The sequence below is a fragment of the Spirosoma humi genome (genome assembly GCF_054776575.1).
The window spans coordinates 187,728-203,705 of record NZ_BAAHBR010000004.1; the positions used below are offsets into that span (position 1 = coordinate 187,728).

The window sequence follows — 15,978 nt, forward strand, 5'->3', positions numbered from 1 at the left end:
GGGTTTAATCGATACTCAAGACATTTTACCGGCGATGGCTGTTCCTTTCTTATATTTAAGCGTACCAGTTCCATAAACTATTCCCATCATGCCGACCATCCCGCTGCTCTTACTATATCTCGCTACTTTTCTGACCCCACCTCATTTACCAAAAACCTATCCGATAGGTCAGATCAAAACAAACAAAGGAGAAATTCTTTTCTGGCTCTACGATGAGACCCCCAATCATAAAGCCAGTTTTACAAAACTGGCCAACAGCGGCTATTGGGATACGCTTACGTTCAATCGGGTCATCAACAATTTTGTCGCACAGGGCGGCTGTCCTGACACACCGGCAGGATTTGCCGATTCACCTTACCTGCTGAAACCGGAATTTGTTCCGACGATCAGGCACGTGTACGGCGCTGTGGGTGCCGGACGGGATAATAATCCGCAAATGCTCTCGGCGGGTTGTCAGTTTTATATCGTTCAGAACAAGAAAGGCCTTGCTCGGCTGGATGATAAATATACCGTATTCGGGCAGGTTTTTAAGGGGATGGACGTGATCGACGCCATCGTTGCCGTTAAAACCGACACTACCGATACACCCTTATCGCCGATTAAGCTGGATGTCAACGTGATCAACCTGACGGCGGCTGAGTTAAAAAAGGCCGGGTTCGTGGTTAAGGAATAGTAGGTAGCTTACAGGAACACCGGGTCGCCTGGTTTGAATCAATTAACCCGGTGTTCTTGTGAGCGGCTTACTGCTTCATCAGAAATGCCGTTAAATCAGCCAGTTGCTGATTGCTCAAACCCAGGGCAACAGGATCGGGCATGAGGCTACTCCTGTACTGTCGACGCGAAAAAATTTCGCCGGTTGGAATGGTGTGTTTCTGTCCTTTTATGCCTTTTACGACAACCGATTGTTCGCCATCACTGACCAGGAAACCGTAAAAGGTCTGGCCTTTCCGGGTCGTAATGAGCCAGGGTTCGTACCCAAAGGCAATGCTCGCACTCGGATGGACGATGGCATCCAGCAACCCGCTTTTATCAAACTTCTGGTGGATATTGGTTAGCTCCGGGCCAACATCGTTGCCCTGCTGCCCATGCCGGTGGCAAGTCGCACAGTTGGCTTTAAATACCGTCCGGCCCGATTTTTCATCGCCCGACAGCATAGCAATTTGCGCAATGAGCGGGTCTGAACTGGTCGTGACGCTGGCAGGAGCCTCGGTTCGTTTGACGGACGTCGATTCAGCAACGGCTGGTTGAACCGGTTTTGCACTGACCGACGCTGTTTCTGTAACGGCCGGTGCCTCCTGTTTCGTCGAGAAGTATTCTTTTGCCATCGTCCGGACACTCTGATCCGGGTTTTTTAAAATCGTTGGCGTTATGGCTTTTATCAGCCTGTCCGACAGCTTTTTATCGGACGCTAAGCCAACCAGAATCCGTCCACCTTCTGGATCACGAGCCATTTCCAGGGCAATCTTCCGCTTGTCAGCATCCGTTTTGTTCTCGTCCAGCAAAGTCTGCCGGTTAGCCAGCATTTTCTGCTCATGTGCAGATACCTTGGTAGGCATTATATCTTCCCAATTCAGCAACTTGGCCCAATCGTTACCCCGGCGGAAACCCATCCAGTAGGTTGCCTGATCTGCCACGTCCTTATCCGCTGATTTCGACAAATCGATCATGGCCAACGCAGCGGGTTTACTCTTAATGAAGCCAAGGGTAACAATAGCCTGTTTACGGGCTTCCGCCGTAAGTGATGGACTATCGGCGCGCTTTTTCAGGAGCGTTACGGCCGATGGCGGATGTAATTCCCAGACAATATCAGCCGTTTTTTGATCCCATTTTGTAGGATCTTCGGGCATTGTCTGACGAAGCTCAAAGAATAGGGCTTCTTCTTTTCCATCGGCCGCCTTACCGAGCGCGTCCAGATACCACCGATCCTGCCCATCATATCCCTTCGCCAGGTTGATGAGCATGTATTTGCATTCGTCGAAAGGAACATCGCGCAGGGCAATAGCAACTTCGCGCCGAACAGCCGCGCTCCGGTCTACAGACAGGTTGCCCATTAACGGCAGCAAAGCCCGTTGAGACGCCGTCAAGGCCGGAATGGATTTGGAGTTTTCCGGCGTAATACTCCGCAAGGCCTGCAAAGCGGTAACCCGTACGGGCGCATCGATGGCCTTTAGTAAGCGCTCGACCTCAAATTGGCCCTCGGCGCCCAGTTGAGCCAATAGAAAAATAGCCCGCGAGCGGTGGTATGGATTGGACGAAGACAGCAACGCCATAACGGGTTCTACCGCCTTTTCACCCTGTTCAGCCAGGGCCTCGAAGCCAAGCATACGAACGTTTACAGCCGGATTCAGAAGGGCTGCAATCTGCCCTTGTGTCGTGCGCAGATCTATTTTAGGGGTTTTCAGCTTTTTACCTTTGGGCGTGATGCGATAGATACGACCGTATCCTTTACGATCCTGCATCTGATGACCGCCCACAACGGGGTCATACCAGTCCGCGATATAGATAGCCCCATCCGTACCAATGGTTACGTCGCTGGGGCGAAACCATTTCCGGGGATCATTTGTCCTGGCATTCCACTTGTAGTTAGCGTCTACTTCGGGAAAGGTGCTGATAAAATCAGTACGGGAAAGTCGAAAACCGGCACCCGCGGGTTCTGGCTTGTAGCCGAAAATTACATTCCGGCCCGCGTCGGCGCTCAGCAACATACCCCGGTACTGTGGGCCAAGCTCATCGCCTTCGTAAACAACCATGCCCGTCGGTGAGCCCGCTCCCGTAATATCACCAGCGGGCATGACACCGGGATCTTCCTGATGCCAGTGTGCGATGGGAACCGATTGACCCGGCCGTTGATCACCCTGCCAGGAACGAGTACCGTCGCTACTGAAATACCCGGCATTAGCCCCCTCCATCAGAAAGCTGGTACGGCAGGCCATCACCTCATCATCGTTATCATTCTGCCACATGTTACCATACGAATCCAGCGTAGTTTCGTAATTATTACGAAAATTATGGGCCATCACTTTCAGGTTTGAGCCGTCCGGATCGATACGCAGCGCCATTCCTCCTGTCCAGACACGCCCATCGTCACTCACCTGATTGCCATGGTTACGTTTGTTATAAGGTGTTCCGCCAACATACAGGCTCCCCGAGCGGAGCGTCCAGCCGTCCTTGTCGGTGATGATGTGCGGACCAGCGTTTCCGGTGTTGAAATAGTATTTACCGTCGGGGCCAGCGACCAGGGCATGAAGCGCATGGTCGTGGTCCAGGCCACCAAACCCGGCTAACATAATCTCTTTCTTGTCGGGCTTATCATCGCCATTTTCATCCGTATAAACGATCAGATTCGGGGCGCAGGAAACAATAACTTTGTTGCCAATAACGGCAATACCCATAGGCGACACCAACTCCGGATCGGTTACGAACACCTTACTGTCATCCGCTTTGCCATCGCCGTTGGTATCTTCCAGAATGACAATGCGTTCGCCTTCGGGGTAATCGAGATGACTCTCAGCTTTATTATTGAATTTTCGGTAATTGACGGCCTCCGTAATCCACACCCGCCCTTTGGCGTCGATATCCATGCTGGTAGGGTTGTAAACCATGGGGGACTCTGCCCAGAGCGTTGCCTCCAGGTCGTTGGGCAGGTAGAGTGTAGTTGAATCAGCCAGCAATACACTATTTTGCTGCTGAGACGGTTCATAACCAGACGAGAGCGGAACAAACTGATTGGCTGGTCCAAACGTGGTACCTGCCAGATATAAGAATCCAAGCGTTGTCAAAACGACTGGAAGAGAGTTAAACGAAAACGTTACCTTCATTTGTTAATTTATAGCTAAAAACGGCTTGTTTTATCATCCCTGCGGCCAAATCGGCCGACCGGATAGACATACAGATAATAAACCCCAAACTGCCCCATCGAATCCTTACCTGAACAAACCTCGCACAGTCCTACTGTTTCCCATAACTCCTCCCCGGCATCTAGCCCCATTTATTTAGCCATCGCAAACGCCTGTGCATCATCCGCTGGCTCAATCGACCAATCGCAGTCGCCAATCTGGCATTGGGCTTTCCCTATTTTTGTTGCAACAGAAGCCGGGTACCGCAACGCCGTCAAGCCAGCGCTGAGTGAGTAACAAATGGCATCTCGACGAGTCACAGGGAGCAATTGATAAAGTTCTCAAAGATACGTATCCACAAAATATCCAACATTAACTACCTTAAAACTACTATCACTCTTTTGCATGTCAATAAAATCCCTACCTATGCTAACTAGAACGCAACCAGGCATGGGGTAAGGAATGCAGGCAACCGGAATTATGAAAAAATTTTATAGACCTTACAACGGTTTGAGTGGAAATGAGGTCATTGAAGGGTCAACGTTGCTATGCAGGATGAATACGAATTAGTTGAAGGGTGCCGACGGCAGGACCGAATTGTGCAGCGACGGCTCTATGAGCGGTTTGCCGGGAAGCTCTTTGTCGTTTGTAAACGATATATACGTGACCCTGACGAAGCGGAAGATATTTTGCAGGACGCCTTTGTGAAGATTTACAAACACATCGACTCCTTTCGGTTTGAGTGCCCACTGGAAGCCTGGTTAAAACGAATTGTCATAAATACAGCGCTAAAAGCCATACGCAAACAGAAGCCGTGGGAAAATACCGCCGATGTGCAGGAACTGGCACCCATACTACCACAAGCCGATGAGAGCTTGCCCGCGCTGAATTACCAGTATCTGCTGCAACTGATTCAGGAATTACCCCCCGGTTGCCGGGCGGTCTTCAACCTGTACGCAATTGAAGGTTACAATCACCCCGAAATTGCGGAGTTGCTCGATATAGCCGAGGGAACGTCCAAATCACAATATTCAAGGGCCAGAAGCCTATTGCAACAAAAAATACAAGCTGACAAACGGTTTGCCGATGGGCACCCCGCCCAAGGTAGCCCACTTTGAACGACAATACTAAAATGGATGAATTAGATAAGAACTTATCCGACGACTTTTGGCGAAAGACATTCGAGGATGCCTCTGAAATGCCTCCGCCACGTGTCTGGGGTACTATTGAGCAGCGCCTGGATGAGTCCAGCGGGCCGAAGGTTTTACCGCTCTGGGGAACGGGACTGGCTTCGTCGCGGTCGTTGATCTGGGGTGCAGGAATGGCGGCTGCGGTAGCTTTGCTCCTTGTTGGCTGGTGGGCTGTCAATTTCCAATCAACGAAACAATTGGCAGCCCAGGAGCAACCTATTGATCAGGCCAACAACGTTGCCAATTCACACAGTGAGCCATCAACAGCGACTGATGCCTCGCCAACCAGCCATGCACGTCGTGCCCAGACCGACGCGGTTGCCTCCACCACGGCTAAGTCAGTAGTTAAATCAGCACAGCCGATCAATGGTTTGAGAAGCCGGGCGGCCGCTACAGCGGCACAAAATGCACAGCCATTGGTTGCACAGACGGATCCAAAGTCGGCGCGCGGTGGTCATTCTCAGCATGGTCCAACCGTATTGATGGCTGCCTCAGCAGCGCAACAAACACTGGAGCACCCTGAGTCCAGACGTTCATCGAATTTGACGGCAACAACCTCCTATCCATCGGGTAGCCAATCCTTCATCGCTACCGATGCGTCCGTTCAAAATACCGTCGTTTTCAACAAACTGATTGGAAAGCCGCTGCGTATGCGCCGACCAGGTTCCATTCAACGGATAGTATGGATACGGCCGATGGACTTAGAGACAGAGCCGGAGGTCAATAAATCGAAGCGGCAGCCGCGGGAATTGTGGGCGTCGGTGAATATGATGCCAGGATCGTTCAATCCAATGGTATCCGTGCGATCGATGCAATCGTCCTTCTCAAATACGGCGCTTGCATCGGCCAACGTGTCTTCTCAATCGTCGGTGAGTAGCCGGGCAAACTACTCCATGGCTTACCAGGCCGGAGCGGGCGTCCAGTTAAGCGAACGTTGGTCAGTTGAGTCAGGAATAGGTTATTTGTCGGGACATGCTACCGTCGAGACTACAGGACAATCCTTGGCGACGGGTCAGATGGATTTGCTGGCAAACCGCATTGGAACGGGCGGCAACGCTTACATCGATGCGCTCCGCAACAGTTCACAAAACGTTAAATTCGCCAATAATGCCCCACAAGCCAGTTATAACAACACGATAGCGTATGTATCTCCATCTTACGTACCCTCGGCGAACCAGACCATTCAGACGGTAAACAATGACTATCAATATGTGCAGGTTCCGGTTCAGGTGGGTTATCAGTTACGGCCTCGCAAGAAGCTGAGCATGGCCGTGATTGGGGGACTGTTAACCAACATTTTCGTTAAAAATACAGTAGGCGATGCGTTGGTAGTCACAAACAAAGATGGGGTTTACCGCCCGGTGTCTCTGGCGGCTACGATGGGGGCTCGCTTACGGTATCGGCCAACGCGCCAGTGGTCGGCGTCCATAGCAGGTATGTATCAACCAGCGCTTGAATCGAGCACAAAAGCGGATGCTCAGGTGCAGGGTCGCCCTACCTCAGCTGGTATGAGTTTTGGTGTCGATTATCATTTTTAATCCTTTGTAATTATGAAACTGACGGGCATTACCCTACTGTTTATGATGATTCTGGGGCGGTGTAATCCAACAACCGTCTCCTCGGAAGAACGCACATCGACCGATCCGCTGACAATCCGCACGGGCTCTTCATTTGGCATGTGTGTTGGGTATTGCGTAAAAGACTACGTTTTCAACGGCACCAGTGTCGATTTGACCACGATTAACCGCAGCAGAACGCAAACGTCGCCGAAAAGCTGCCAGAAAACGATTGATCAGGCCAGTTGGGATTCACTAAAAGCGATGGCTGATCTGGACGCTTTCCGTAAGCAGCCCGAACGATTAGGTTGCCCCGATTGTGCCGACGGCGGTGCCGAATACATTGAGTTACAACTTGGCGATCAGAAACACCGGGTAACGTTTGAATACGGCCAAACGATTCCGGGCTTTGAATCGCTGGTCAGCGCGCTACGTAGTCAACGCAAGGCGTTCGACGAGTGCCCATAAAGAGAGTAGAGAATTTTGGGAATTGTCTAAACAGCTAAAAGCTTATCCAACTATCCCTATGAAACTGACCTTTTTTTCCGCAACGACCGCTGCTACCCTCAGTATGATGCTGATGGCAATTAGCTGCAATACGGCAACGCTCGATCCGTCGTCAAACGCGAATACACCCAGCGAATTACGGGTATCCGCTCCCTTCGCCAATCAAACGAATCAATTTGCTTTTGATCTGGCAAAACAGGTGAATGCCGACGAAGGGCAGGCCAAGAATGTCTTTATTTCGCCCCTAAGCCTTCATATCGCATTAGGCATGCTGATGAACGGAGCCAATGGCCAGACAGCCCAGGAAATTCAGAAAACACTTCATCTGGATGCCCAAACGCTGGCCGAAGCGAATGCGACGTATAATAACCTGATGACGAACCTGCCCAAAGCTGACCCGAAGGTTACGCTCACGCTGGCGAACTCGGTCTGGTACCGAAACACGTTTTCGGTTGAAAACTCCTTTCAGGATTTGCTGAAACAGACGTTCAACGCTGAAGTGTCGGCACAGGATTTTACGAATCCAGCTACAGTCGGTACCATTAATAGATGGGCCAGTCAGCACACAAATGGTAAAATCCCGAAGGTAATCGATCAGATACAGCCCGACAATGTCCTGTTTTTGCTGAATGCGCTGTATGTCAAAGGCGACTGGCAAACTCGGTTCGATCCAGCCAAAACCATCGACTCGCCTTTTAAGCTGGGAACTGATGCGACAACAAACGTCCGTATGATGCGCCTTAACAGCAAATTGAACCGGGCCTTTCGGGATACTTATACAGCTTTTGAATTACCCTATGGCACTGCTCGTACGGATGGGCCCGGATATGTCATGACGGTTCTGCTGCCTGCCGAAAGCACGACGGCCGACGCCGTCATCAGCAATATGACCAGCGTTGAGTGGGCGCAGTTACAAAACGATATGACGTTGGGTATGTTCGATATCGGCTTGCCCAAGTTCACGCTTACCTACGAAATCAATCTGAACAAAGCGCTCACGACAATGGGTATGCCAACGGCCTTTACTGACCGCGCCGATTTCACGAAGATTAACAGTAAGGGAGGCCTGACGTTGAGTTTCGTGAAGCAAAATACCTTTGTGGCTGTGGATGAGCAGGGTACAGAAGCGGCTGCGGTTACAACGGGTGGCGTTTCAACGACATCGGTGCCAATGCCAACGCTTTGTGACCGGCCCTTTGTGTTCGTTATTCATGAAAAAAGCACAGGAACTGTGTTATTTGTCGGTAAAATTGCCGACCCGACTAAAGCCAGTTCATGAAAAACGCAACGATTGCTTTTCTGCTACTCCTGTTATTGACCAGCCAGTGTAGCCAGAAAGAAGCCACAGTAGCCCCAAAAATTGCAAAACTGATTGGCACCTGGCGTCTTATCCAACCCGACTCCTCGTATGCCGTGACTTTGCAATTTGCTTATGATACCGCCAACCCGCCCCACGATATTACGCCCTTTCTGGCTAACGGGAAGGCATCAGTAAATACGTACACGCTACGGCTGTTTGCTACACTGGACGGCGTGTTGGTGGCCGAAAACCTGGCTAATACCCATGTGGCAGGACCGCCCGACGATATGGCATTTGAACAAGCGTACTTCACAAACCTGAAAGCCGCCGTTCGGTACGAGGTAACAACGAACGACCAGCTACGCCTTTACCACGGCGGGGCACAACCGCATGTAATGGTGTATGAGAGAATGAATTGAATTTGTGTGATTCTCTAAGAGCCTTATTCCCGCTTCTACAGATTCACATCAACGATAATACTTGCTAACTTTTTGTGTAAGATCAATATTGCCCGGCCGTAATCAGGACAGCCGGGCAATTTTTTTATGCTGATTTACAACGCTTTTACGATTCGTAGAATCGTAGTCATAAATCCTAACACCTGTATCTATGAAAACGAACCGTCTACTGCTTCTCTTTACATTTCCGTTTTTATCGTTGTGGGGTTGTACCGACAACTGCCAGGAAACCCGAACGTACCGGCGTTACACACCCGTTACGTTCACGGCTAATCAGCTCCGGCAAGGTATTCAGATTGTGCCTCCCCAGGCCTTGGTAAATCCAGGTAAAATTTACACCAAAGATCAGTATCTGTTCATTAATGAACTGAAAGAAGGAATTCACATTATCGACAACCGCAACCCGGCTGCCCCGACGCCAGTCGCGTTTGTCCGAATTCCCGGTAATGGCGACATGGCCATTCGCGACAACATATTGTATGCTGACAGCTACATGGATCTGGTAGCGTTCGACATCAGCAATCCATCTGCGGTACAGGCCATAAACCGGGTGCCCAATGTATTTCCCAACGGCTCGTTTGAAGGCGGCTGGTGGAGTTTTGACAACACCAGCCAACTGGTGTATGACCAGAAGGTCAGCTACGTAACCGAGACAATTGACACCAACTGTGAAGAGAACGTCAACCCAACTGGCGGATGGGTAACGGGCGTTTTCTTCAATGCGCAGGCAAGCTCGGCGGGGTCTGATAAATCCTCCGGAGGTTCGACGACGAACGGTGTGGCCGGGTCAATGGCCCGTTTTGCCCTTTACAATGATTACCTCTACACCGTTAGTCAGTCGACGATGCAGTTGTTCAATATCAAGAATCCGGCTCAGCCGAAGGTTGGCAATGCCATACAAATGGGTTGGGGAATTGAAACAATTTTCCCTTACAAGGATAAACTGTTCATTGGCTCGCAAACGGGCATGTTCATTTACGATAATACAAATCCCGAGAAACCCGAGCGCCTGTCAGTTTTTCAACACGCGCGCGTGTGCGATCCGGTTGTGGTGCATGATAATCTGGCTTATGTAACGCTGCGCTCAGGCAATCAATGTGGTGGCTTCACGAATCAACTCGACATCGTTGATGTCTCAGATTTAACAAACCCGCGTCTGCTCAAAAGCTACCCGATGCGCAACCCACATGGACTGGGCGTTTCGTACCCTAATCTGTTCATTTGTGAGGGCGCCTATGGACTTAAATCGCTCGACGTAGCCGATGCCATGAGCGTGAAGCTATTGCAGCATATCGAGGATTTAAATGCGTTTGATGTAATTCCGCTGGAGAAATCGCTGCTGATGATTGGCAAAGATGGTTTCTACCAGTTCGACGCCAGCAATCCACGTCAATTGCGGCCGCTGAGTCATATTCCGATCCGTCGTCCATCCTATTACTGAGTACGGGTATGAAACAACTTTATGTGTTGATAACAAGCCTGTTGGTTTGTGGGCGAGCCCTGGCTCAACCTGTTTCTCACCCGCCCATCTATGTCAACTATACGGAGCTGGGCGGGCTCTTTGGCCGGGTCGCTTCCGGCACATCGACGGCGCAGTTAGTGGAAAACAAACTAAGCTTCACGGCGCAGACTTTCAACGGTGTTCAGGTAAGTCGACGGCTAGCCGTAGGCGGGCTGGTAGGAATTGATTGGTATAAAGCCGCGCTGGTTATGCCAGTCGGTGCCGGATTACGATTCGATTTTGCCCGGAATCCTTATCGAAACGTGCGTTTGCTCGCCATTGCCGACGCTGGGTATGGATTTACCTGGCTTAATAAAAGCTCAACCGGTTACGAACTAAAAGGCGGGTTGATGCTCAATCCGGGCCTAGCTTTGCGAGTCGGTAAGCCATCGACCAATGCCTTTTTGCTGTCCATTACCTATAAACGGCAAGTTATCGATGTCCAAAAACCAATCGTTGGCAATGATATTGAACGGGATGAGCACCGAGTTTACAACCGACTTTGTTTTCGGATGGGAGTCTCTTTTTGAAACAAATTCACTTAGTTTCTGTTAATAGCAACAGTAGACACATCATTCATGAATTCTACTCAATACACTATGAAAAAAATTGCCCTATCAGTTATTGGCGGTTCGCTGTTTGTAGCTGGTTATTACCACGTTCATCGGCACTCTACGTTTGTCGATACTAAAACGACACAAACAGCACTCGAAACGTCTGCAAAACCAGCAACTGTATTTCCTTTCAAAACATTACCTGCTTTTGCATTCAGAACAGATAAGTACTTTACATTCTGAGATTAACTCGCTGAATTACAAAAAGAAGCCCCGCCTGATTGCTCAGGCGGGGCTTCTTTTTATAGGCGATAAACCTTACTAATTCGGCGGCTGATTACGCCATTGCGAATTTGCTCTGATTGCGTTTGCGCTCGTTTTCGTCGAGGTAAATCTTACGAATCCGCATCGACTTCGGCGTTACTTCTAGGTATTCGTCTTTCTGAATATACTCCATGTTCTCTTCAAGGGAGAACGAGATTTTTGGCGCAATTTTCACGTTGTTATCCGAACCCGAAGCCCGCATGTTCGTCAACTGCTTGGCCGTGATCACGTTAACAACAATGTCGTTCTGACGGTTGTGCTCGCCAATTACCTGACCCGTATAAATTTCGTCACCTGGTTCAATAAAGAACGATCCACGATCCTGAAGTTTATCAATCGAATAAGCGGTAGCCGAACCGCTGGTCATCGAAATCAACGAACCGTTGATCCGCTCAGGGATTGGCCCTTTGTATTCCTGGTATTCTTTGAACCGGTGGCTCATAACCGCTTCCCCGAAGGTTGCCGTCAGAACATTCGACCGCAGGCCGATCAGGCCACGTGATGGAATATCGAACTCCAGGTGTTGCAGATCGCCTTTCGGCTCCATGATCAGCAGTTCGCCCTTACGTTGGGTAGCCAATTCGATCACTTTTCCGGCGGTTTCTTCCGGAACGTCGACCACGAGTGTTTCGATTGGCTCCAGTTTATGGCCGTTTTCGTCTTCTTTGTACAACACCTGAGGCTGACCAACCTGCAATTCGTATCCTTCACGACGCATGGTTTCGATCAGAACGGACAAGTGAAGAATACCCCGACCGTAGACCAGGAATCGGTCTTCACTGTCGGTTGTTTCTACGCGCAAGGCCAGGTTCTTTTCGATTTCTTTGTAGAGCCGATCACGCAGGTGACGCGATGTAACGAACTTACCTTCTTTGCCGAAGAAAGGCGAGTTGTTGATCGTGAACAACATGTTCATGGTTGGCTCATCTACCGAAATACGATCGAGTGCTTCGGGTTTTTCGGCGTCGGTCAGCGTATCACCAATCTCAAACTCTTCAAGCCCCGTAACAGCACATATGTCGCCACATTGAACTTCGGCTACTTTCAGTTTACCAAGTCCTTCAAAAGTCTGTAACTCTTTAATTTTTACTTTCTTAACTGAACCGTCTGATTTTACAAGGGCCATGTTAGCACCTTCTTTCAAGGTTCCACGATGCACCCGTCCGATAGCGATCCGACCTACGAAAGCCGAATAATCCAGCGATGTGATCTGCATCTGAGGCAACCCTTCGTTCATCGGCGCAGGCGGAATGTTCTCAACGATCGTGTCGAGTAAATAGGTGATGTTGTCGGTTGGTGTTTTCCAATCTGGCCCCATCCAGCCCTGCTTCGACGACCCGTAAACGGTCGGAAAATCCAATTGGTCTTCGGTAGCGCCCAGGTTGAACATCAAATCGAAAACCTGTTCGTGTACTTCCTCAGGGCGGCAGTTCTCTTTGTCGACCTTGTTTACAATAACGATTGGCTTCAGGCCCAGTTGCAGGGCTTTACCCAGTACAAAACGAGTTTGTGGCATGGCTCCTTCAAAAGCATCGACCAGCAAACAAACACCATCGGCCATTTTCAGAACACGCTCAACTTCACCGCCAAAGTCACTGTGGCCTGGGGTATCGATGATGTTAATCTTAACATCTTTGTACCGTACCGATACGTTTTTGGAAACGATCGTAATACCCCGTTCACGTTCGAGGTCGTTGTTATCCAGAATCAGGTCCCCAAATTCCTGGTTATCCCGAAAGAGCTTGGACGCGTGAATAATCTTGTCGACCAGGGTCGTTTTGCCGTGGTCAACGTGAGCGATGATTGCTATATTGCGAATTGATTGCATACAAGTGTTGTCTGAACCAGGTGTATCCTGATTCGTTTGACTTTCATGATTTGATTGTATCTGTCTGAACCCGTTTATGAGCAATCATGAGAATCATGAAAAATCAAATAAATTTTTACCGGTTTACCGGTGCGGTTCAGGTATTTCAAGCCGCAAAGGTACGAAATTTTACGCTGAAACACAGATTTTTACAAGTAATTTAACGAAAAAAGGCCCATGGATGGGCCTGGCTATGATATAAATACAATTTCTTAACAATTGCTTAATGATTCGGACAGCCACAGCCATTTTTCTTGCGAAAAAGTCCTGTGTTAAACAGCCCTCCGCGCTTGGGTTTATAGCCTTTTCGTTTACGCCCGATAGCCGTTTGTTCAGTTGTATTTTTAGACGCCATCGTTTCCAGCGGTACGTTGATCAGCACGAGCGATGCCGCCATCAGTAGAATGATTTTTGTCTTTTTCATAACCAGTGCATTTTCTATCTAACGTCAAATACCCTATTTTCGTCGCACGGCCATCCATTTTTTATTAAATGACCTACAACCCTGACTTCCTGATCGTTTACGGCACCCTCCGCCCACCTTTCGATAACACGTTTTCCCAGTATCTGCGCCAACGGGGCCGCTACGTAGGCGAAGGCTCATTTTCAGGTCAGTCATTCGATATGGGAAGTTACCCAGGCGCTGTTTATCAGGAAAATAGCAATACGCATGTGCATGGTTCGGTCTTCGAAATAAAGAATCAAAAAGAAGCGATACTTACTTATCTCGACTATTACGAAGGCGTTGGTGACCAGTTTGAGCAACCGACCGAATATGTTAGAGCGATCATTCCCGTTCAATTCAACGGGGGTACGACCGACTGCTGGATTTACCTCTACAATTTACAGACGGATGACAAGCCCCTGATTGAATCGGGCGATTATTCTGTGCACATTGGCAAGCCTTTTGTCTGGCCTGCCTGAGGTATCAATCGGCGTTAATAAAATGGGTGCTACAGTCCAGACTGTAGCACCCATTTTATTAGTACAAAGTACCAGGATTATCTTGGTCCGCGCGAACGACCACCTCCGCTGTAACCGCCACTTCTACCGCCATTGTAGCCACCACGAGGGCTACCGCCATAATAACGGGGGGCGGGGGAGTAATACCGAGGCCTAACCACAACGGGTGGGCGAACAACAACCGGGGGGCTGTAATACCCATAGGGCCTGTATCCATAGCCGTAATAAGGACGAGCACCATAATAACCAGGACCGTAACCAACACCCGTACTTACATAAGAAGGACCGCAACTAGTCATTAAAACAACTAATAAACCCGCGATCAAAAAAGGCAGAACTTTTATCGTTTTCATGATTTTTCCGTTTTTACTATTGATGCCTTAAACCATTACTTGTCACCTGTACTTTCGCTTACCAGCGACGGCCGTAACCACCTCTGTGTCCGCCATGGCCAAAACCATAGCCGTAACCGGGGTAGGGTCTGACATAAATCGGAGGCCTTACAACAACCGGTGGTGGTACAACAACGACACGGGGTGGCAAAATGACAACCTGCTGACGGTACGGGTAGGGCTGACCATATTGGTTATAAGACCCATATCCATTTGGATAAGCTTGACCGTATCCGTTTGGATAGCCCTGGTTGTACCCGTTATTGTATCCATTTGGGTAATTCTGGTTGGGATAATTTTGACCGTACCCATTCCCATTTGGGTAATTCTGGTTGTATCCGTTTCCATTCGGGTACCCCGGTCCGTAGACCTGGCCAAAACTGACCGTCGCTACACCCAGTAACAGCCCGGTTATAAGTCCACTCAACTTCGTCGTTTTCATCGCTGTAGCAGGTTTTCACCCGATTTGTTGGTTAGACAGTTTATAGGCTTCAGCGTTTAATCAAAACGAGTAGAGAGTAGTTAAAGTTTTATTAAAGGCCTGGCTGGCATCTCTATAACGGTAAGTGGCTGGCAACTACAGTATGTATTTGCCAGCCACTTCATTACTCACCATTTTCGTTAACCTTCCCTTCTTACGCTTTCAGCTTGTCTTTCAGATAAGCCAGCGCAAGTTTGTACGCGTCGGCCGCAGCTTCTTTGTTATAAACCGGGTTGCTTGGATTAGCAAAACCATGACCAGCATCGTACATTTTCACCGTCACTTTTTCACCAGCTTTCGCCATGTTCTCTTCGAAAGTCTTGACGGATTCTGGTGAGATGCCCTTGTCCTGACTACCGAAGAAGCCCAATACATCTGTATTAAGTGTTTTCAGTTTTTCAACATCCTGCTCCGGCCGACCGTAGTACATGACACATCCTTTGGCCTGTTTGCCTTCCAGCATGGCTGATTGAAGGGATAACATGCCGCCAAAACACCAGCCGACACTGGCAAATTCAGCTTTAGGTCCTGCATAGGCAATGGCGCCTTTCTGGATGCTCATAAGCCGGTCTTTGCTGGCTCCCTGCATTAGTTTGCCTGCTTCAGCAGGTTCAGTAGCTACTTTTCCATCATACATATCAACTGCCAGCACATTCACATCTTTGAGATCGTTGTAAAACGTTTCTGACTGTTGTTTGATATTGTCATTCAGTCCCCACCATTCCTGATAAACCAGGAGCCATTTGTTCGATGGCTTTTTAGCTTTTAGCAGAAATCCATTTGCTGACTGGCCATCCGGCGTCGAAAATTTAATCATCTCACCCGCTCCCGTGTAGATAAAGGGTAGGGGAGCTTCGTGAAGGCGTTGGAATGCCGGATCGGCCGCCATAGCCGACATATCATTGCCCGGCGAATCGGTTGTGTGGCAAAGTGGAATAGCCGTTTCCTGAGGCTGTGCTGGTTTCAGATACGAAAACAGCGACATAAAAAAAGAGAGTCCGGTAATAAATACAATTTTCATGATGTATGTGATGGTTTATCGAGTAGGG

General features: G+C 49.3%; 17 protein-coding genes. 10 read left to right on the plus strand and 7 right to left on the minus strand.

The annotated features are described in order from the left end of the window. Positions 1-88: 88 nt before the first annotated feature. A complete protein-coding gene (locus ACYU8Y_RS06710) occupies positions 89-673 on the plus strand; it encodes a peptidylprolyl isomerase (protein WP_460935478.1) in 585 nt (194 codons plus the stop codon). Positions 674-740: 67 nt separating this feature from the next. Here the strand turns inward: ACYU8Y_RS06710 and ACYU8Y_RS06715 are convergent, their stop codons facing one another. Continuing rightward, complete coding sequence (locus ACYU8Y_RS06715; protein ID WP_460935480.1) at positions 741-3,818, minus strand: PVC-type heme-binding CxxCH protein; 3,078 nt, start codon at positions 3,816-3,818, stop codon at positions 741-743. Positions 3,819-3,988: 170 nt separating this feature from the next. Continuing rightward, on the minus strand, positions 3,989-4,156 hold the full coding sequence (locus ACYU8Y_RS06720; protein ID WP_460935482.1) for a hypothetical protein: 168 nt from the start codon (positions 4,154-4,156) through the stop codon (positions 3,989-3,991). Positions 4,157-4,384: 228 nt separating this feature from the next. On the opposite strand from ACYU8Y_RS06720, the gene ACYU8Y_RS06725 reads away from it, so the two are divergent. The 8 genes from ACYU8Y_RS06725 (at position 4,385) to ACYU8Y_RS06760 (ending at position 11,145) form a co-directional block, all read left to right on the plus strand. Beyond that, positions 4,385-4,954 carry an RNA polymerase sigma factor gene (locus tag ACYU8Y_RS06725; protein ID WP_460935484.1) on the plus strand — a complete coding sequence of 190 codons (570 nt, stop codon included), beginning with the start codon at positions 4,385-4,387 and terminating at the stop codon, positions 4,952-4,954. 14 nt (positions 4,955-4,968) lie between these two features. Next, positions 4,969-6,564 carry a hypothetical protein gene (locus tag ACYU8Y_RS06730; protein ID WP_460935486.1) on the plus strand — a complete coding sequence of 532 codons (1,596 nt, stop codon included), beginning with the start codon at positions 4,969-4,971 and terminating at the stop codon, positions 6,562-6,564. A 12-nt stretch (positions 6,565-6,576) separates the two neighbouring features. Beyond that, on the plus strand, positions 6,577-7,050 hold the full coding sequence (locus ACYU8Y_RS06735) for a hypothetical protein (RefSeq protein WP_460935488.1): 474 nt from the start codon (positions 6,577-6,579) through the stop codon (positions 7,048-7,050). Positions 7,051-7,108: 58 nt separating this feature from the next. Beyond that, positions 7,109-8,368: a serpin family protein gene (locus ACYU8Y_RS06740; protein WP_460935490.1), complete on the plus strand. Its 1,260-nt coding sequence runs from the start codon at positions 7,109-7,111 to the stop codon at positions 8,366-8,368. Next, positions 8,365-8,808, plus strand: a complete 444-nt coding sequence (locus ACYU8Y_RS06745) for an META domain-containing protein (RefSeq protein WP_460935491.1) — start codon at positions 8,365-8,367, stop codon at positions 8,806-8,808. Before ACYU8Y_RS06740 ends, ACYU8Y_RS06745 begins: the two co-directional genes overlap by 4 nt. A 190-nt stretch (positions 8,809-8,998) precedes the next feature. Continuing rightward, complete coding sequence (locus ACYU8Y_RS06750) at positions 8,999-10,288, plus strand: LVIVD repeat-containing protein (protein WP_460935493.1); 1,290 nt, start codon at positions 8,999-9,001, stop codon at positions 10,286-10,288. An 8-nt stretch (positions 10,289-10,296) separates the two neighbouring features. Beyond that, entirely contained in the window at positions 10,297-10,878 is a 582-nt protein-coding gene (locus ACYU8Y_RS06755) for a hypothetical protein (protein ID WP_460935495.1), read from the plus strand. 69 nt (positions 10,879-10,947) lie between these two features. Continuing rightward, entirely contained in the window at positions 10,948-11,145 is a 198-nt protein-coding gene (locus ACYU8Y_RS06760) for a hypothetical protein (RefSeq protein WP_460935497.1), read from the plus strand. Between the two features lie 94 nt (positions 11,146-11,239). Here the strand turns inward: ACYU8Y_RS06760 and typA are convergent, their stop codons facing one another. Together typA and ACYU8Y_RS06770 are read right to left on the minus strand one after the other, a co-directional pair. Then, entirely contained in the window at positions 11,240-13,054 is a 1,815-nt protein-coding gene (typA, locus tag ACYU8Y_RS06765; protein ID WP_460935499.1) for a translational GTPase TypA, read from the minus strand. Positions 13,055-13,316: 262 nt separating this feature from the next. After that, entirely contained in the window at positions 13,317-13,517 is a 201-nt protein-coding gene (locus tag ACYU8Y_RS06770) for a hypothetical protein (RefSeq protein ID WP_460935501.1), read from the minus strand. Positions 13,518-13,585: 68 nt separating this feature from the next. On the opposite strand from ACYU8Y_RS06770, the gene ACYU8Y_RS06775 reads away from it, so the two are divergent. Continuing rightward, complete coding sequence (locus ACYU8Y_RS06775) at positions 13,586-14,017, plus strand: gamma-glutamylcyclotransferase family protein (RefSeq protein ID WP_460935503.1); 432 nt, start codon at positions 13,586-13,588, stop codon at positions 14,015-14,017. A gap of 77 nt (positions 14,018-14,094) precedes the next feature. On the opposite strand, the gene ACYU8Y_RS06780 is transcribed toward ACYU8Y_RS06775, so the two are convergent. From ACYU8Y_RS06780 to ACYU8Y_RS06790, 3 genes are all read right to left on the minus strand, one after another. Then, on the minus strand, positions 14,095-14,409 hold the full coding sequence (locus ACYU8Y_RS06780) for a hypothetical protein (protein WP_460935505.1): 315 nt from the start codon (positions 14,407-14,409) through the stop codon (positions 14,095-14,097). Positions 14,410-14,467: 58 nt separating this feature from the next. Next, positions 14,468-14,890, minus strand: coding sequence for a hypothetical protein (locus tag ACYU8Y_RS06785; RefSeq protein WP_460935507.1), 423 nt, complete (start codon positions 14,888-14,890; stop codon positions 14,468-14,470). Between the two features lie 193 nt (positions 14,891-15,083). Further along, on the minus strand, positions 15,084-15,950 hold the full coding sequence (locus ACYU8Y_RS06790; protein WP_460935509.1) for a dienelactone hydrolase family protein: 867 nt from the start codon (positions 15,948-15,950) through the stop codon (positions 15,084-15,086). Positions 15,951-15,978: the final 28 nt, after the last annotated feature.